This is a genomic window from Legionella pneumophila subsp. pascullei (genome assembly GCF_900637585.1).
Taxonomy (GTDB): Bacteria; Pseudomonadota; Gammaproteobacteria; order Legionellales; family Legionellaceae; genus Legionella; species Legionella pascullei.
Genome location: NZ_LR134380.1, coordinates 2,520,009 through 2,539,791, shown reverse-complemented (window position 1 = coordinate 2,539,791; position 19,783 = coordinate 2,520,009). Strand labels below are relative to the sequence as shown.

Below are 19,783 nucleotides of genomic sequence, written 5' to 3'. Positions count from 1 at the left end.
TTATAAAAAAGACCTAATCTTTCACGCAAAAAGGTACTCGCTATCAGTTAGAATGGTCTTTTTCAAATTAAAGGAAGATCACACATGAAAAACCAATCATTCATTGTCAATTGGAATTACCCTACACGAATCCTGGTTGGGGCTGGACGCATCAATGAATTAGCGAAAGCATGTCGTGAGTTGGGAATGGATGCTCCGCTGTTAGTCACAGACCCAGGATTGGCTTCGTCGTCAATGGTGATTAAAGTCATACAACAGGCTCAGGCGTCCGGTTTGCGAACAGGATTATTTTGCCAAATTAAAACAAATCCCACCGGCGACAATGTGATGAATGGAGTTTATGCTTTTAAAGCTGGTCAACACGATGGTGTGATTGCTTTCGGAGGTGGTTCGGCTTTGGATGCCGCCAAAGCCATTGCTTTAATGGTTGGCCAGGATAGATCTTTGTGGGATTTTGAAGACGTAGGTGATAATTGGATCCGCGTGAATGTTTCAGCCATGGCACCCGTTCTTGCCGTTCCAACAACAGCTGGAACTGGTTCAGAGGTTGGGCGAGCTTCTGTAATTACCGATACTGAAAAACAGGTTAAAAAAATTATTTTTCATCCTAAGATGTTGCCTGCTATGGTTATTCTGGATCCGGAATTAACAGTTGGACTTCCCAAATCACTTACTGCCGCAACAGGTATGGATGCTCTTTCGCATTGTCTTGAAGCTTATTGTGCCCCTTATTATCATCCTATGGCAGAAAGTATTGCCTTGGAAGGAATAAGATTAATCAGGGAGAATTTGATTAGGGCTTATAAGGACGGTAGTGATCTGGAGGCAAGGACACATATGCTCGTGGCTTCAGCAATGGGAGCTACCGCCTTTCAGCGTGGTCTTGGAGCGATGCATGCCTTGGCTCATCCATTAGGCGCAATCTATGATGTTCATCATGGGCGGCTTAATGCGATTTTGATGCCCTATGTTTTATTGGCTAATCGTAGTGAAATTGAAAACAAGATAGAACGACTGGCAAATTATTTGTCAATATCCAAAGGATTTGACGGTTTTTTGGATTGGATAGAGCAAATGAGATTAGAATTGGGAATTGAAAACACTTTAAACCAGTTGGGTATTGATTGTTCTCAGATAGACCGATTAGCAAAAATGGCCACTGAGGATGCAGCAGCATCTTCTAATCCTGTTCACTTTTCAGTCGAACAATACAAAGAATTATTGAGCAAAGCCATTGGTGAGTAATCGTTTTAAAGGAAAAAGTGCAGAAACGGGTGGTTTAGTCAGGTAGAAATCAGAAAGAAAGGACTTATATATTGAAATTAACCCTAATCCAGCTGATGAGAATTTTGAGATAATTAATTAGGTGAATTAAATGAATCTTGGTATTTTGCTTTGTGATAAGGTAAGTGAAGTATTTGTCGAAGATCATGGTCAATACCCTGAGATGTTTGCCAATCTATTACGCCCGGCAGATGCTACTCTTGAATTTACGGTATTTGATGCGGAACGTGGGGAGCTGCCAACGGATATGCATGCCGTAGACGCTTATCTGATATCAGGAAGTCGACATGGAGTGAATGATGATTATCCCTGGATAAGAAAGCTTGAAGAGTTTGTTCGTACTTTGCATGCTTCTCAAAAAAAATTAATCGGTATTTGCTTTGGGCACCAATTAATAGCGAAAGCTTTAGGTGGAAAAGTGATTAAATCTCCCAAGGGTTGGGGGGTAGGTATGTCACAAAATCAAATTTATCAATTTAAAGAATGGATGAAACCATCTCTAAATTGCTTCAATTTATTGGTTAGCCATCAAGATCAGGTGATTGAGTTACCAACCGGTGCGGAGATATTAGCAGGAAGCGATTTTTGTCCAAATTATATGATGCAAATTGGTTCTTTCTTTAGTGTGCAGGGGCATCCTGAGTTTACTAAATCTTATTCTCGTGATTTGATGGTCTCTCGCGAGGATTCGGTCAATGAAATTGAATTTGCAAAAGGGATGAAATCTCTTGAATTACATGAGGATGACACAATTATTGCCCAGTGGATAATTAATTTTTTAAAAGCCTGATGAGCTGTTTTTAATTGATTATTATACCCCCTTAGCGTACAATATGTGAACATTAATTTTATTCACTGACCAGAACTATCGGGAGTATGTATGGCGAAGACAATTAAGGCTACTGGAGATGGTGCTTGTCTATTTAATGCAGTGGCTATTGGGCTGAGTATCGAGATCTTGAGCGGAAGACTGGATTCGCAGTCGGATACACCCGGTTATCAGGCCTTACTGGATGAATTTGCCAAACATCACCCGCAATTTAACCCCAAAAGTTGGAAAACTTTAAAAGAGTGGCTAGCCTATTACAACGATACCAGAGACATTGAGCTGATTTTGGCTCCTGTATTATTTAATTTGAATCAGAAATATCAACATCATCTGGATGAAGAAATTCTCAATGAATTAACAAATCTTGTATGGAAAAATAAGGTCAGTATTGAAAATGGACACGCCTGGTTTCAATTGCAGAACACAGGGGATTTGGGCGAGGCTCTTTTTCCCAAATTGGAAAATCTGGATTTGAAAAAAGACAGGCTTCCCTTATTGGATAAACTACGAGAAATTCTTAAAGACTACACACTTGAACTGACACGTGAAAATGTAAAACAATTTCTGACAGAACGAGCAAAAGAATTACTATCTGCTTTAAAGAAAAAAATCAGTTCAGATCCTCATGCCTTTCAAAGGGGTTATAGTTGCAATGAATTAAAGGGTATGACAGATGCTTTATCGATCAGTCTGGTTGAGAATAGAGAAGAAGACATTACGGACAGCCGAATCAAAATCAGATTAGAGAATAAGGAAGAGCATTGGAATGTGTTGTGTAATGAAGAAGATAATGAGCGTTTTCTGGATTCGACGCCTCCACACTTGAAAATGACGTCTTTGGAGGCTTATCGCGGTGATAAACAAGTCAGCGCACCAACATCTGAGCAATTGGATTTGATAGAAGAGCCTGGCGTATTCTTAAGAGAAAGAACCATTGATAATCCTGGCCTTGGCAATTGTGCTTTTTATGCCTTTGCAATGGGTCTGGTGAATATAATTCAGGAAGAGGCAAAATATAATAGAAGAACCATGTTTGAGCGATGGGTAGGTCTCGATAGGTCAATTTCAGGGCTATACGACGAGATTTTGCAACTTAATCTTGAAGATCCCAATAAAGAATTACTGGACAGGTTGCAAAGCTCCTTAAGAATAGTGACCTATCAATATCAAATACGGGAATTAAGAAATGTTTGTGTATTTAGAAATGGAAATTATAATCGCTTAACTGGAAACAGCAATTTTGTTAATTTTGCAGCCTTATATTATGGTGATCCTCAGGATACGGACTCCCGTTTCAATCCTTTTGCAGATTCTGTTCCTATACTGATTAAAATGGCAGAGATCGATCGAGACAGTGTACATCCAGGGCATGAAAATGATGTTTTGGTTCCTCTCTTTTTGAATTTATTGTATGGCGAAACCACGAATCCAGCCAATATTACTCTGGAAACAGAGCCAAGGAGTGAGTCACCTATCATTACTGCTATGAATAACATCACTCAGGATTTTTTCTGGGGAACTCATTTGGATTTAGATTATTTAGCCGAAGCGTTTGAGGTGAATCTTCATGTGCTAAGGAATGATAGTCCAATTCAAGAATTTGTCGATATTCCAGAACGACATACTCTTACTTTAACTAATAGCAATAATACACATTGGACTACCCAAATTACGACGGCGAGAGCCACTACAGGAATGCTTCTGGCACGTAACTCCCCTTTAAGTGGAGTTAAAAGAACAATGGATCAACCAACAGTTACCGAGGATCTTCTTGGAAAAGAATCAGCTCGAGACTTTATAGTACCTCCTTTTGATACACTAACTAATCCTCATAACAGGAAAGGAAATGAAACCAATAAACCAATCGGTAAAGGGATTTTCCATGATAGGCCGGTGGTTAGTGAAGACCAAAGAAAATTGGAGCAACTAAAACGAATTGTTGCCAATGCGACGCTCGCTTATACAACTTACAGTGAAAGTATCTGGTTTTGCTTCTTTCATTACCATGGTCAAACAGGTCGGGATCGGGCTAATAATTTCTGTAAAACATTTTCTAAAATAACAGATTACAATCAAGCCAAAGAAGCCTTGGTTCATTATTTAAATGACAACAGGAATGGAAATACGCACCCGCATTCCTATAGAACAATGTTACTGCATGAATTACAAGGGGATCATGACAATAAAAAAGATTTACAATATTTGTCCAGGCACTTTACTTCTTCTTTAAATAAATTAGCTTCTGTTTTAGAAGTGCAATTGTTTGCCAACAGATACGTTCCCTAGTGAGAGCGGGATGTAAAAGGCGTGCTTGGTCTTTTACATCCTCATAAAGTCAGAATTTACGAAAATCTCCAATCTCTTCGTTAAAAATGTTTTTAATTGAGTCATTTAGTTTATTACTTTTTAATTGAGGACGTTGATTTTTTACTAATTAATGCAATGATGGGCGGTAAAATTGAAATCGCTATGACCGCATAGATAACTAATGAAAAATTCTCTTTTATTAATGGAATAGAGCCTAAATAATATCCCAGGCTTAGAAGACTTCCAATCCAAAGTATCCCGCTGATCAGATTGAAAAGCGTGAAATGCAATGATCGCATACTACCAATACCTGCAATAAATGGCGCAAATGTGCGTATTATGGGAATAAAACGTGCCAGTATTATTGTTTTACCACCATGTTTCTCATAAAAAGCATGGGTATCGTGCAGATGTTTGGGATTCAGTAACCAGGAGCGCTTGGCAGTAAAGACACGGGGACCTATTGCGCGTCCAACAAGAAAATTCACTTGATTCCCTAATATTGAAGCCATGAATAGCAAGACAAACAACAGCATGATATTCATAGGGTTTCCTGGTTGAGCGGCGATACTTCCAGCAGCAAATAACAGTGAATCTCCTGGTAAGAAAGGAGTGACGATAAGGCCTGTCTCACAAAAGATGACAGCAAATAAGGCAAGATAGGTCCAAAAACCGTATGTTGATACAAAGGCATTTAAATAAACATCGATATGAAGAATGTAGTCAATCATGTGCTGTATGTTTTGCATACTGTCTCTTTCAGTTAAATGTACAAAGCGAGTTCTAAGGTATCTACCCTGATGAAACAACAGGATATCCATTTTAAAAATACAGGGCTTGTGAACACTCTAGCCTCTACCAAATTCTACACGACTTACTTAAAATACCCAATGTTCTTAATGGCGAAAATGTTTTTAATTTGATCAATTAGATTCTCCAAATTCTTTTATTAAAAGTCTTATATCCAATTCTTTAAGAAATTTCATGGGTACTTTTCTGGTAAATAGAGATTATTGGTTATACACTTTATATAATATTTGTTCTTAAAGATTAAGCAAATAATTAATCAATAAGAGGGGACGTTATGAAGAAATGGAATCAGTTTCTCTTGTTAATTTATTTGTCTTTATTTATAGGCCATGCCCATGCCGTTACTTCTTTGTTGACTAATTTTACGCAATTGGTTAGGGCGGTTGAGCGAGGTGATGATGTCAAGGCTATTATACGATTGGATCGGTGCCAAATTACAGATCCCACCTTGCAAACTCAATTAGTACAAAATTTGGATGGCGCTTCCACAAGATTCAATTTTACAGAGTATTTGCATTTTCGAACCAGAATTAATGATCAATTGCGAGATACGGTCACTACCGTATCAAGCAAGATATTTGAACATTCGCCTGGCGTGTTTTTATCTGTTTCTGGCCGTTTGAATGTCTTCGAGGATAATACTGCTACTTTGCATGTCAATTTCTATGATCCCGCTTTAGGAACAAGCGTATTAATTATCGATTGGCTTTGTGACATCAGTAATGGCAACGATGAAAATGGTTTATTTTTATACAACAACCCCTAGGCTCTGAGTATACAATTTACTCCTTTCATTTGGCTCATTTCTTAACGATTGCTCAGATACAGTCTAAGAGGATTCGGGTTTATCCAATAATAATGATGCATCAAGCAAACCTGAAATAATCGATTCTGCAATTTTATTTTTCAAAATCTCTTCAAATTGTTGCAATAATAGTTAAAATTGAAAAAATATATCAATATTGATCATATCTAGAATAATTTAAACTATTCATGTAATAATGATTTGTCTAGGGAAAGAGTTTTTGTGCTTCATGCTTTGCTTTTGAATAGTTGTTTATAGTAAACGACCTGGAGAATAAAAATGAATTTTCTAAAAAAATTATATGTACAAGTTCTTCTGGGTGTTTTCATTGGTATTTTACTCGGATACTTTTTGCCTGATGTAGGGATTCAATTAAAAACCATTGCTGATGTTTTTATCAAAATCATTAAGATGTTAATTTCTCCTATTATATTTCTCACTCTGGTCTCTGGAATCGCAGCAATGAACGATATGAGGCAGGTTGGGCGCTTGGCAGGTGGGGCATTGCTTTTTTTTACCTTCATCACAACCCTGGCTTTGCTGATAGGTCTTCTGGCCACGGATTATTTTAAGCCTGGTGTTGGTTTAAATGTGAATCCCAATTCCCTGGATGCCAAAGAAGCTAGCTCTTACCTTGAGGGTGCACATAAGATAACTAATGTTACTGAACTGCTGATTAATATAATCCCCAGAACGTTTATTAGCGCCTTTGTCGATGGTGAGCTGCTGCAAGTTATTTTTATTTCGATATTGTTTGCTGTAGGTCTGATTCTTACTGGCAATATAGGGAAATCATTGGTTACTGGAATGCAAATCCTGTCTAATGTCTTTTTTAAAATCATTCATTTTGTAATGTATATGGCACCTGTAGCTGCCTTTGCTGCTATGGCGTTCAGTGTTGGGAAATTTGGAGTTGGCCCTTTGTTTAATTTAATTGGATTATTGGCTTGTTATTATCTGACCTCCATTTTCTTTATATTGATTATCTTGGGAAGTCTTTTGCAATGGTACTGCAAAATTAATATCTGGCATTTGCTACGGTATTTAAAGGATGAGCTTTTAATCGTATGGAGTACCGCTTCCTCCGAGACTGTATTGCCGAGTTTGATGCAGAAGCTGGAACGATTGGGATGTGAGCAGTCTGTAGTCGGTTTGATTCTGCCTTTAGGATATTCTTTTAATTTGGCAGGGACGGCAATCTATTTAACGATGGCAGCCATGTTTATTGCACAGGCTACCAATACTGATTTAACAATTTGGCAGGAGTTATCGCTTCTGGGAGTCATGATCATTAGTTCCAAGGGAGCCGCAGGGGTATCGGGAAGTGGATTTATTGTGTTAGCCAGCTCATTAGCTACGATAGGGCACATTCCTGCCGCAGGTGTTGTTCTTGTTTTGGGTATCGATAAATTTATGAATGAAGCCAGGTCTATTATTAATATGATGGCTAATGCAATCGCCACGATTATTATTTCCAGGTGGCAACAATCTTTGGATTACCAGAAAACTCAATTTGAATTGCAAGAAAAGGGGCAATCGGAAACCAAAAATGTTTATGCTAGTGGGATGTAAGTCCTGTTCTATTGCGAAAGGAATCATGTAACCCGTCAAAAAAATCAAGCTTATAGTAAAAACTGGATGTCCTTATGTAGGGTATCCAGTGTCCTTGTTATTGTGTTTCTAGTTATTTTAAAGAATACCCTTAAACCAGCTTAGCTGGTCTTGCTATAATGTCTTCCAAGTTTTCGATTTTTTTCCTTTTATCTTGATTTGTCGAACTAAAAAATAAACTGGAAACATTATAATCCGAAGAAAGTTTTAATTGATTAGGCAGATCATCCATCATGTAAAAGAGTGCTTCCTTTGCATCAAGTCGTTTTATCCAATCTCTGGATAAATTGGATTGCACGGCTTTGTTTTCAATAAGTTTAAACAATCGATCACAGGAGGAATCAGGTTTTAATGAGTAACAATGGGTTTTTGCAAATTCTGCAAGTTGTTGAAAGGACTTGAGTAGAAAGGCTATTTGTTCGGTAGTCTCGTTCGTCACTCTTAACTTATTGATTTCCTTTATGCTGCAGATAATCCGAATTTGCGTTCTACAAACCTGCAAGCTGATGTTGTATCGATAACAATCAAGAAGATTTGTGGCTGTCAATGTTTTATTGGTTTGAGCGCTTTTTAAAAATTCAGCCGTATTTTTACAATATTCAGCAAGAGTTTTAAGATAATATTTTGTGCCCTGAGGATTGATTTCCTGTTCGGCTTTTCCATATGCAAATACTGTTGCGGACTGAGAGTCCTGTTCTTTAATAAATTTATTAATGAAATAGTCAAGAATATCAATGAATCTGAAATTATTGGAGTTATAAGCCATATCAAGCGTGATGGCTTGAAAAATGTTATCCAACTCCGTATCGATTACCTCAAAATGATCGCTGTTTTTATAGATATGGGAATTTGGGGCTTCCTTGTTTAACAAAAACATTTGGTTTTCAAGATCATCAAAAATAATTTTGGTATCCTGATTAAAGTATTTTTGAATAAAAAGTCTAATCTTGAATTTGATTTCATTGCTTATTTCTTTGCTGTCAGATTCGGAAATTGCCGCAAGCTGTTTTAGCAACAGCATTCTGTAGAGAACGAATTCATCCGTGACACGTGCTGATTGTTGCAAGGGATCCAGGCCTAATCCAGGTTTGATTTTATGGCAAAGCGATAATAAAAAGGCGTAGGAGTTATCAAGATAGCGATTGATGTTTTCCGCTGTTACAGGTTCCCTTGCATCTCTTCTGGCGATACCTAACATTTGTCGGTATTCAGGATCTCCTAAAAAAATACAAGTTGAAGTATATAATGGCTCATGTTTTTTAAACAAATTCAGGGCTGTATCGCAGAGATAATGATAGGGGTTATGCTTGGCTTTGTCTGATGCATCAATGGGGGACAAGCGTTTTATATGAGAAAAATCGGATTCATTACCTCCAAGGCCGCCTTCCTCTCTGGAGTTTGAATAGAATTTCAATAACACAGGAGGTATATAATTGAGTTGACAGACTATCTCAAGAACTTGCTCTTTGATTTTGGGGATTAACTCAAAGTCTTCAATCACAGATTGATTTTTTTCATCCCTCAAATAAGTCATGGTGTCGTGAATCCATTTAATCAATAATTTGGAGTTTTTCTTGTTAATCGAATGAATCAACTCTTGAGTTTGTATCCTGCTTTGCGTAATTAATTCTTTGTATTCATCTCCCAAATCGATTTCGATGGCTTTACTATGCCTGTATCGAGAAGCATATTCTCTTAACCATCCGGATACTGAGCCTCTGGCTACCTTTTTACCAATCGTGACTAAATGAAAGTTCTGGTTGATCTTTTCAAAATCTCTTGTATTTTCAATAACTTCATTGGTTGTTTCTTTTTTTAATAAACTCTCTTTTTTCAAACGTAAAAATTCTCCGTTTATCATATCGATAGATTGTTGAATATGAGCTCTATTATCAGAAGAACGTTGATAGGTTAATACGCTGAGTTTATTGATTAGGAGGTGTGTTGCTATACAAGAGAGAGAAAAAACCAGGACAGCCAGAGCTGCTATAGCCCATAGAAAAGTACCGCCAGTAATAATACTCATAGTCACACCGACTATTGGAGCAATAATGACTCCCGCAAAGAGTGAAAAAATGATAGGGTATCTTGCGAGTATTCCTTTCTGATTCATTTTTTCCAGTAAAAAATCTCTTGCCAGGATCATGAATTTCAACTGGATTTCCTGGGTAAAGGCCAAGCGAACTTTTTCAGACTCTGACATTTGATTGATCCACTTGACCAGAGGCGATTGATGTTCACTTTGAATTTCCACATCGTGGACTTGATAAAGTGACTTAAAACCTGAGTTAAAAATACGACTTAATTCACGTGCAAAATAGATTTCGATAGCTAAATGAATGGATTCGCCAGACTGGTTTGCAATCTTTGCTTTAGCAATGAATTCCTCTCTGGAATTGGGTTCGATGGGTGATTTGCTTATTTTTCCAAGCAGGAGCATTTCTCTGAAATGGAATAATTTGATAATTTCTATGGAGATGCGCTCACATTCTTTCTTTATCAAATTGGATAATTCAGTTTGTTTTTCCAGGTTTTCATTAAACTCTTTTTGGACATTCTCTGGCGCTCCTAAAAATTCATTATTGAAGTAATCAAATAACAGGTCGGTAATTGATTTGCCTAAAGCAAGGGAAAAGACCTCCGCAGCTACAAAATTGAATAAGGTGTTGTCATTGGAAGAATTGATTTCAGAAAGAAAATTCCTTATAGATTCAGGAATAAGCAGTTTTGCTTTTTCAATGTAATAGGAAGAGCCCGCCGTTTCTTTTTCCAATGACGATATGGTGCTTGGAGCTCGACTTAGAGCGATAGTATCCAGATAGTGATTAGCTAACAGGCGTGTGTCTTCAATTTTTTCTATCCAGGAATATAATTTTTCAGGATGGTTTGATTGCTCAAAATATACCCCAAAACGAGTTATCATTTGGCTTTCAAGTTGTTTCTTATGATTATGATGTATAGCCTTAATGACTGCGTTTTCTTTGTCGTTCAGTTCTAACATTCTTCGTTCCCTCCTAGAGTGATTAGCTCAGGACTTACGAAAACACCCAAGGTCGAGGCGAAAAATATTTTTAATAAGGGAGTTTAGAAAAACTAAATGACCGAATTAAAAACATTTTTTTAACAAAGAGATTGGGGTTTATCGTAAGTCCTGTAGATATGACTTTATGCAATAAGGGATATGCCAAGAGATTATATTTGCGGTGTTTGTTTCTTAGCATTTCCCTGCCAAAATTCTTCAGAATCTTGATACATCACATCTGTTGTCCCGCATAACTACTCAGAGGGAGTCCACAGAAAAATGGGTGGTAATTTTTCAGCATGACCTTGGAGTTTTTCGTAAGTCCTGTCCTTATCAAAAGGTGAAAGCGGTCATTGCTGAAAAATAAGACAATTTTAATTATTGTTTAAACGTACTATCGGCTGATTTGATATCCAGAAATAAGGATAATTCAGCATTAATGAGCTAATTTTGTGCCATATAGTCTGTCTCCTGCATCGCCTAAACCAGGGACAATGTATCCATGATCATTCAGTTGCTCATCTATGGCTGCGGTAAATATTGGAACATCAGGATGTTCTCCATGAAAATTGGAAATTCCTTCAGGAGCAGCCAGTAGACAAAGAAATTTAATTGACTTGGGATGTAGGGCTTTGACCTCTTTAACTGCAGCGATGGCTGAATTTCCTGTTGCCAGCATGGGGTCAACAACAATCACATCTCTGTCTTCTGTATGTTCAGGTAGTTTGAAGTAGTATTCGACTGCTTCGAGCGTTTTAGGATCCCGGTAGAGACCTATATGACCAATTCGGGCGGTAGGAACTAGTTGTAACATGCCATCCAGTAAACCATTGCCCGCGCGTAATATCGAGACAAAAACAAGTTTTTTCCCTTTCAAAACAGGTGACTGCATAGTAGCCAGAGGAGTTTCTATTTCTTCATATTCTATTTCCAGATCCCTAGTGACTTCATAAGCTAATAGCATGCTTACTTCGTGCATCAGTGTTCGAAATTTTACTGTGCTGGTTTCCTTTTTCCTCATTATGGTGAGTTTGTGCTGAATGAGGGGATGATTTATAACCATTACTTGATTGAAGTCCATTATTATTCCTTATTAAAATACCGTGCCATCACTGATAATTTGTATTGGAGGTGTTCCATTAATTCTTTTCCTTTGAGCAATCTGTCGTCCCGCGTCCCAAGTGCCACCTTGCAATATTTTGGCTAAAGGGAGAGATTCCTCATTCATGTTGAGTTGTTGCCTGATTAATAACGCTAACTCATCGAGCAAGGCCACGGTTAAGGCACGCCATTCAATTATGGGTTCTGAGCCAGGGTCTTGAGGTTGCTCCAGAATGTCATGATTTCTTACTTTTAATAGTTCGGTGTCAATTAGTAAACCACCATTTCGATACTCAGGCAAGCCGGTCAGTGCATTCAAATCAGTGACATGGATACCAGTTTGCTCCAGTGGTTCTATTAAAGAATAAGTGAGCCATTGCGATAATTTATGAAAAGGTATGTATTCAGAGCCTGGTTCTTTGGTTTTTAATGCGCTATGGATCCAGACATCTCCTAGAGATACACCATGATATATCAATCGAACAGGCCATATATCATTGAAAGCTTCTAACACGGCCTGAAATAATTGGGTAGCAGACAGTATTTTGTTATTTTGCAAGGATCCAATATAAGTATAAAACTCGCCAAGGCGTCCCTGGTGATTAAAATAGTGTTCCTTACGATGAATAATTTCTCCAAGGCGATTAAGCAAGGATACTCGCCCGGGGATTCCTTCAAGCAAATTGGATGAGGTGACCTGAAAACCTTTTATGAGATCTGTCTCTTTAAAGTCAAGCAGACGCTCGGCGTCCACGCGAAAAGGATTATTTGGATCAGTACTAAATGCTCCGTTTTCATAAAGGTATAAACTGGCCAGTGCTAATCCCTCAGAGCGACTGTATTCCTTTTCTGTGATGGCTTCTTTATAGCTCCAAAGTGGTCCTGCACCTGCATCCAGAAAAACACTGATGATGACCAGTTCGTAAAGTATTTTTCCCCATGCTGAGGGAGAGATTGGCTCAAGTTGTTTGCGTAAATTATGAATTCGGGGAAGGCCATCCATTTCAAAATGACGCCAGCGGCTGTGATATGGAATATCAAGCTCAGGATAACGGCTGGTGATAATGTCTACGATATACGATGCCGTGGTTGTCATTTTTTCAGGGTTCAGGGAAAAATGTGCTAATTGATTCTGTTTCGCCAAATTTAAAATACGATGTGACTGCGCACGGATGCTGTGAGGATCACGAAGCATATTCAGAACATTTTGTATTTGTTGCTCTTGATTATTCATGAAGGGCGCGTCCTTTGGATTTGGCCAATTCGTTGATATCAATAATTCCTTCAGGAGAGTAATATCCTGCTGCACGCTTGGCATCTATTTCTACCCGGGCATCTTGGGGAATCAGTTCATCTGGTATTTTTACCCGTTCAATGACATTAATTCCGGATTTGAGCAAGGCATCATATTTCATATTGGACATCGAAACAAAACGATGAATTTTAGTGATTCCCAGCCAATGAAGAATATCGGACATTAATTCCTGGAAACGCATATCCTGAACACCGGCAACGCATTCCGTTCTTTCAAAGTACTTGGCTGCAGTGTCCCCACCTTTCTGTCTTTTTCTGGCGTTATAAACGAGAAATTTAGTGACTTCTCCCAGCGCTCTTCCTTCTTTGCGATTATAAACGATAAGACCTGCTCCTCCTTTTTGTGCGGATTCAATGGATAACTCAATTCCATGAACCAAATAAGGTCTGCAGGTGCATATGTCAGAGCCAAAGACATCCGAGCCGTTACATTCATCATGAATACGGCAAGTTAATTCGATTTCTGGATTATGAATAGTGGTCACATCGCCAAAGAAATAGGCAGTTAAGCCCCCAATAGGTGGTAAAAAAACATCCAAATCACTGCGGGTTACCAATTCAGGGAACATTCCTGCTGTTTGTTCAAAAAGAGTACGTCTTAGCAATGCTTCTGAAACCTGGAAGCGCTCTGCAATTCCAGGCAAGTACCACACTGGTTCAATCGCTGCCTTGGTTACCACAACATCCCCTGTTTCACTTAAAATTTTTCCATCAGGTTTTAATCTGCCTTTTTGCATGGCAATATGCAATTCCGGGATATTAATATGTGCTCTTGTGACTGCAATTGTTGGTCTGATGTCATATCCTGCTTTTATTTCCTCGGAGAAAACAGAAGCCACAAGATGCCCCCAGGGATCGAGGGAAACAATTTTTCCTGCTTCACTCCATTGTTTATGAGGCCCTATATCGACAGGAGGCATGGTGTCGGTCAGATCAGGAACGTGTTCAGGATCCAGCAGACCAGCGGCTACTGCCAAGGCTCTGTAAACAGAATAAGACCCTGAGTGAGTTCCAACGGCATTTCGATTTTTGATGTTGGTGAGAGAGGCAATAACAGGTCCTCTGTCTTTAGGATTTTTTTCACCCCATTTGATTTTTAATGGGGCTTGTGTATGACGTGCCGGGTGTGAAGACAAGACAATGTGTCCTTTTGATTTTTTCTTTGAATCATCTGGTGACATGATACTTAATTCCTTTTGGTTCAACAGTGCTCGAATAAATCGGTTGTTTTATTTCTTATCCCTTTATAAGCAGAGGTACACTATTATTTATAAATTATCCAACCAATCATAAACTACAGCATTCGAATAAGAAACGTTGCCTACCTGACAATGACTTCCAGCGCCCTCAAAATCACTAAATTCATATTGTTCAGAGTTTGTTATTTTGCAAAATTCCTGGAATTGTTTTCTAGGCTCTCCTCCTTCACCACTGCCCAATAATGCAAGGCAAGGTATTTTTATAGTATTTAATGAATCACCTACAGTGAATGCTCTTAAATAATTGAATGTTGCCTTAAAAGTAGGTTGCCCAAATCTTTTGATTAAATGTTCTGTTTGTGCTTTGAGTTGGGGAGGCATCATTTCATTGGGTATAGAAGGTAAGTCATCAATACTAAAATCCTCTGAATCGGGCATTTCACAAGGATCCATTTTTACAAAGGAACACATATAGGCATGTAAATCCAGAATGGGGGAGTTGGCTATTAAAACCTTTATTCTTGGTTCATGGCTCGCTGCACGGGTTGCAAAATAGCCGCCAAAACTAATGCCCATCAATGCCAGTTTGGTCATATTGATTTCTTGCCTGAACTCAAAATAATTAATGATTCTCTTGACCACCTGCTCAAAATCAGGCTCGAAATAAGTGTCCGGATATTTTCGAAAGACATCCATTTGGCCAGGACCTGCGAAATGAATCACATTGTAGCCTCTTTCCACAGCAGCCAATCCACGCATGAGAAACTCTTCTTCCAGAGTTCCATCAAATCCGCTGACTATCATGACGGTGTCTCGCTTTTCTCCATCATTGGCAGGGGAGATAAAATAACAGGGGAGATTGATGTTTTTATAAGGAATGGAATGATTTTCAAAATGGATGTCCATGCTTGAGATGGCTGTACAAAAGCAATCTGCTGAATTCAATCCCAATTTTCTGTGATGTTCGGAGGAAGGAGGAGAGTAATATTCAGCGGCACGAAAAGAATTGCAGGCTTTGAACAATTGCTCTCGGCCGCTTATAACGTGGTTTTTTACCATGCGCTCCAAACCGTCTTTTTTTTGCCACTCAGCTAACCGTTCAAACTGCCTGACCCATTCTTCAGGGTCTTCATTTTTCATGGTGTTTGCAATATTTAAGCATTCACCTACTGATGCGGCTCTATAGCTGCTGGATCCCAGTTGTCGTATTAATTGAAAATCCATTTCTGAATCAGTAAAACCCTTCACCTGAATATCGCCACGACTGATATCACTCATTTTACTTCTCCGTTATTTCCGTTTTTACAGAGTGTTATGAGCTTAATAGTAACGGTACATGCCAAGAACATCAATCTTAAATGCAAAATCCTCAAATCATGATAATGCATAAAATACGGTTTAAACTTTACAAACTGAACGATTTTATCATCGCTCAATGCATTGATATACACTTTAAATGCGTAAAGAGTACAAATCAGAATCGACACAGTCTGACATTATCAGGTTAGAACCCAGCTGCTGAAATGTTTTGATTTTGATCTTTTTCAACTTGTTTTTTTGAATCCATACATTCGGTGAGCTTTTCCATCGCATGCTCTCTTTTTTCCGGATTTGGCAATTTATTATGAAGTTGTTTTAAAAGATGAAACTTTGATTCATCCACTTTAGTTTGGCTTAAGTCCATTTCACTAAAGGCAATCAGAGTCAAATTGAATTCCCTAATCAGCGAGTCAGGGACTGGTAAACAAAAATCAGAGGCCAAAATGGTGTTAATTTCTTCAGCAAACGATGTTAATTGACGGTAACATTTTTGTTCTTGTGAGTAGTGGGAAGCATGTTCATACTCTGATTTTGTAGTCTTGATAAGCTTTTCAATTACTCTATCAAATTGGTTTTTTAAGATTTCCAGTTGGGATTCTGAATAATGGCTTTCAGAAGCTAAGGACTGCAGGTTATTCATCACCCTAAGCCAATATGATAAGCGAACGTAGTTGTAGGCCACATCATTGTAATGAATTTTTTCCAATAATGATTTGAATACATCCAAATTTTCATCATCAAAAACAATCCCGGCATTCTTAAATGTCTCAAGCATCGAATTAATCTCGGAATAGAATGGCTTGTCGTAATCATTCAACCAGCTGTAAATATAAGGTTTCGCTTCATCTCCTACCAACTTGGCAATGGAGCAATAATGACCCCAATCATGGGGTTTCCTCTCATGGAGGGTCTCATTCGCTTTGATTAATACAGGCCTAAAGTAGTGTTTTAATTTGACATCTGGAATGCCTGCATTTTGGAGTGTCTTAAGTAACATGTAGCTGTCGTATAAATTCAGCCTTTCATTTGTGTAGGTGTCTATCAGTTTAGAAACTATTTCCAATAAGATTGATTCAATGTTATCCCTTAGGTGATTGTCCTTATCTATTAAAGTCATTATATTGTTTAGGTTAATCATCTGATGTAAGTCTGATTGCAATTTATATCTGCTCCCTGTGATGAAAGCATTTTGATCATTAATAACTTGTATTGCCAATTCATTCACTTTGTTGCGCAAGAATTGTATTTCTCCCTCTAAACCTAATTGCTGACATAGAATAAAGGCTTGTAAAAATTGATTTTTACACAAGAAATTCCTTTCATCAGCGCTGTAATGTTGGATATCAAGCGTCGTTGTTTTTTCTTTTAATGAGGTTGAGGCAATATCTGATAATTTGTAAGAAATGACTCCATCTGGGGAGTATATAAAGCGTAATAGATCATCCTTTATTTTATCAGAGCACAAATCTCTCAAACGAGGGCTATATTCTAGTGCTAAAAATGCTTCTTTTGAAAATGGAGATAATTGATTGTCTTGAAGTCTTTTGAAAACAGCCTCTTCATATTCTGCTATTATTTTTTCTTTAGCTTTGGAAATGGCATCAGTAATTTTCTCCCTTAATTCAACATTGTAGCTTAAATCAGCTGGTTGATTAACTTTTGCCAATATATTTCCTTTTGTTTTGTACATGCTTAAAACTTTTATGTCTTCAATACTCATGTTATAAAGAAGTTCATCGTAAAAATCATAGCTATTATCTATACCCATATGGGACAGAGCATTTCTCATGAAATCAGAAGACATCTCCACCCACATATTAACAATATTCTCATCTGTTAACTTTTCTGTATCATAAGGCGTTAACTTATTCCTTAAGCCGGAATATTCGTAAATTGGTAAAAATTGGTTAGGGCCAAAGCGTTCGAGGAATAGTGTTTCACCCCTCTCTTGTCCATAGCGTTCATAATAAGCTTTACGAGTTTCTTCATATTGTCTTGCATACTGCTTCTGTAAATAAATGGCTTGCAAGAGAGGGGACAGGGGATGGGCTGGATTGAAATCATTATAGGCAATTTCATTTCCTATGGTTGGGTCATTAGTAAAGAAAATGGCATCGTATTTGTTAATGTCATATAAAAGTTCAACGTAATTTGAGCCAAGTTGCGTTTTCTTGCCAAATAAGCCCAATTTCATTTTATGATGAAGATCATCAAGTTCCCTTTCCAGAATTTCACGAGACTCTTTGTATTCTTTTTCTTGTAAATGGGCTAGATGGTTTTTTTGACCTCGGCCACTATCAAAATCCTCAGCTGAAATTCTCTTAATTTGGCCTATATCCGGATTGAAGATCAACATGCCTGCAGCTGGATAGACCCCACTTCCATAACCGAGTATGGAGGTTGAGCGCAGAGGGTTTTTGTATTTGAGATTAGGTGCTTCTTTTCTGCTTTTGATGTTAATATTGTCAGAGCGCATGGATTTTCGCATTTCTCTTTCGGCCAATGTTTCATCTGTTAGAGTCGGTTTATTGGGTCTGGGTGCAGGCATGGCACTTGGTGTAGTAATGCCACGGGCCAGAACTCTCCCTTCTCTCAATGCCGCAGCAAGATTTTCTCCAGCCATTCCTGCTGTTTCATCGAAGGGAGTAAGATTAACCAAGGTCATAGCCTGTAATTCTTCTATAGATAACAGTTTTCCATACAATGTACTGAGTATTGGATAAGCTTCTGACTGCATATCTCTGATTATGCGGGCATGAGCTTCTTCATTTTCATAACCTGCTTTGATTTCTGCTTTTTTAGTAATGTATGAATCACCCTGGCTATAGATAAGGCCTCTGGCTTCTACGACAAGTTCGGCCATTTCCTCTAAAGCGAGATTGTCTTTGCTGGCTATATCCTTATAAAAATCAAGATAGGTGGCATCGTATTGATTTCTTGCCCTTATGATATCAAGACAATCGCAATCATGAATTATTTTTTGATAGATATTTTTTGCAGGAAAATCTCCTTCTTCATACTTCGCAAACTGCCAGAATAATTGACCATATTCGTCCTCAATGAGTTGAAAATAGCCATTTTCCGGACTCGGATCCTTGTTCGCAGTTGCCTCAGCTACAAATCTTGCTGTTTCTGCATCAATATGTAAAACGCGTGTCAGATAATAGTATAAAAGGATAGCACTTTCATGATCCCATAAATCTTCATCATCTCCTTCTCGGGCCGAATCATGGAATAACAAAGCAATTTGAATGAGTTTGATGTCTGTTTCTGTTAAATTTTGGGCTTCCTCGTTACCATGTCTCCTGTATAAATTGGCAAAGGCACATGCATAGTTTGCAGCTCGGGTAACATGTTGTATGCCGTGATGAAATCTAGCTATAGTTGATTCCTGATGCGAGTCCGGATAGGAATAACGATAAATATTGTCATAAGCCCACCTGACATGATCGCCCAAATCATTTTCAAGATTTAAATCATTCGTTTCTAAAGAGTCAAAAATTGTATATGGTATTCCTTTTGAATCGAGTAGTTTATGAATATAGGGAGGTTCCCACGTTTGTTCATCTTCGTAAGGCTCCTCATTTCCAGTAAGAATTTCTAAAGGTGATGGTTCCACAAGAGTGCTCTCTCTCATTGAGAAATCAATTGAACCCTCATTAAACATGACGTAATTAAATAATTCACGAGTTTTACCATTCTTGGATAATTCGTTAAATCGCTCTCCTAATATCCCTAAAATATCCAGGCGAGTTGTTGATGTCTCTCCTTCTTGTTGGTAATCTGGACTCTCTTTTAAAGCATTTAATTTTTCGATAACAGTTTCTATTACTTGTAAATTTTTTTGCGTCACTTTGGGTTGAAAAAAAGGGTGTTTAGCATTACGCAATCCAAAGCCTAAATACTTTGCAAGCTTGTTATCCTGTCCCCAGCTTTCCCTGCTCTGTTTTAAACTATTCAAAGTCAGAATCAAGGAATCTATTGTATTATTTCCCTCATATTTGTGGCGTTCATAAAGCTCAATATACTCGTTCATTTTATCATACCCAAAAGATACTATAGAATAAAATTATAGCAATTTTATTAATATTTGGCCAAAAAATGACCATAAACTAATTTAAAAGCTATTTAAGGAGTTTTCCTGATCACTAAAGTGGATTGAAATTAAATTTACCCGATTG

At 37.9% G+C, this 19,783-nt stretch carries 12 protein-coding genes; 5 read left to right on the top strand and 7 right to left on the bottom strand.

Features of this window, described 5'->3' with window-relative positions; genetic code table 11:
- Nucleotides 1–84 precede the first annotated feature (84 nt).
- From EL201_RS11290 to EL201_RS11280, 3 genes are all read left to right on the top strand, one after another.
- Nucleotides 85–1,245 (top strand): iron-containing alcohol dehydrogenase, encoded by a 1,161-nt coding sequence (locus EL201_RS11290; RefSeq protein WP_027222352.1) that lies wholly within the window; start codon nt 85–87, stop codon nt 1,243–1,245.
- A 130-nt stretch (nt 1,246–1,375) separates the two neighbouring features.
- A complete protein-coding gene (locus EL201_RS11285; protein WP_027222351.1) occupies nt 1,376–2,074 on the top strand; it encodes a glutamine amidotransferase-related protein in 699 nt (232 codons plus the stop codon).
- Between the two features lie 90 nt (nt 2,075–2,164).
- Nucleotides 2,165–4,399 carry a hypothetical protein gene (locus tag EL201_RS11280; protein ID WP_027222350.1) on the top strand — a complete coding sequence of 745 codons (2,235 nt, stop codon included), beginning with the start codon at nt 2,165–2,167 and terminating at the stop codon, nt 4,397–4,399.
- Nucleotides 4,400–4,512: 113 nt separating this feature from the next.
- Here EL201_RS11280 and EL201_RS11275 read toward each other — a convergent pair whose 3' ends face one another.
- Nucleotides 4,513–5,169, bottom strand: coding sequence for a DedA family protein (locus EL201_RS11275; RefSeq protein ID WP_027222349.1), 657 nt, complete (start codon nt 5,167–5,169; stop codon nt 4,513–4,515).
- A 335-nt stretch (nt 5,170–5,504) separates the two neighbouring features.
- Between EL201_RS11275 and EL201_RS11270 the strand changes: the two genes are divergently transcribed.
- Nucleotides 5,505–5,996: a VirK family protein gene (locus EL201_RS11270; RefSeq protein WP_027222348.1), complete on the top strand. Its 492-nt coding sequence runs from the start codon at nt 5,505–5,507 to the stop codon at nt 5,994–5,996.
- Nucleotides 5,997–6,314: 318 nt separating this feature from the next.
- Nucleotides 6,315–7,607 (top strand): C4-dicarboxylate transporter DctA, encoded by a 1,293-nt coding sequence (dctA, locus tag EL201_RS11265; protein WP_027222347.1) that lies wholly within the window; start codon nt 6,315–6,317, stop codon nt 7,605–7,607.
- Between the two features lie 130 nt (nt 7,608–7,737).
- On the opposite strand, the gene EL201_RS11260 is transcribed toward dctA, so the two are convergent.
- The 6 genes from EL201_RS11260 to EL201_RS11230 all read right to left on the bottom strand — a co-directional run bounded on the left by EL201_RS11260 (nt 7,738) and on the right by EL201_RS11230 (nt 19,638).
- Nucleotides 7,738–10,647 carry a hypothetical protein gene (locus EL201_RS11260; protein WP_027222346.1) on the bottom strand — a complete coding sequence of 970 codons (2,910 nt, stop codon included), beginning with the start codon at nt 10,645–10,647 and terminating at the stop codon, nt 7,738–7,740.
- 457 nt (nt 10,648–11,104) lie between these two features.
- Nucleotides 11,105–11,749, bottom strand: coding sequence for a uracil phosphoribosyltransferase (gene upp, locus EL201_RS11250; protein ID WP_027222345.1), 645 nt, complete (start codon nt 11,747–11,749; stop codon nt 11,105–11,107).
- 12 nt (nt 11,750–11,761) lie between these two features.
- Nucleotides 11,762–13,003, bottom strand: coding sequence for a URC4/urg3 family protein (locus tag EL201_RS11245; protein ID WP_027222344.1), 1,242 nt, complete (start codon nt 13,001–13,003; stop codon nt 11,762–11,764).
- Complete coding sequence (locus EL201_RS11240) at nt 12,996–14,264, bottom strand: GTP cyclohydrolase II (protein ID WP_027222343.1); 1,269 nt, start codon at nt 14,262–14,264, stop codon at nt 12,996–12,998. The genes EL201_RS11245 and EL201_RS11240 overlap by 8 nt, the downstream gene beginning before the upstream one ends.
- A gap of 87 nt (nt 14,265–14,351) precedes the next feature.
- The gene (locus tag EL201_RS11235; RefSeq protein WP_027222342.1) at nt 14,352–15,560 is read right to left on the bottom strand and encodes an alpha/beta hydrolase family protein; all 1,209 of its coding nucleotides are present in this window, start codon (nt 15,558–15,560) and stop codon (nt 14,352–14,354) included.
- A 226-nt stretch (nt 15,561–15,786) separates the two neighbouring features.
- Nucleotides 15,787–19,638 carry a lpg2239 family Dot/Icm T4SS effector gene (locus EL201_RS11230; RefSeq protein ID WP_027222341.1) on the bottom strand — a complete coding sequence of 1,284 codons (3,852 nt, stop codon included), beginning with the start codon at nt 19,636–19,638 and terminating at the stop codon, nt 15,787–15,789.
- Between the last annotated feature and the right edge of the window lie 145 nt (nt 19,639–19,783).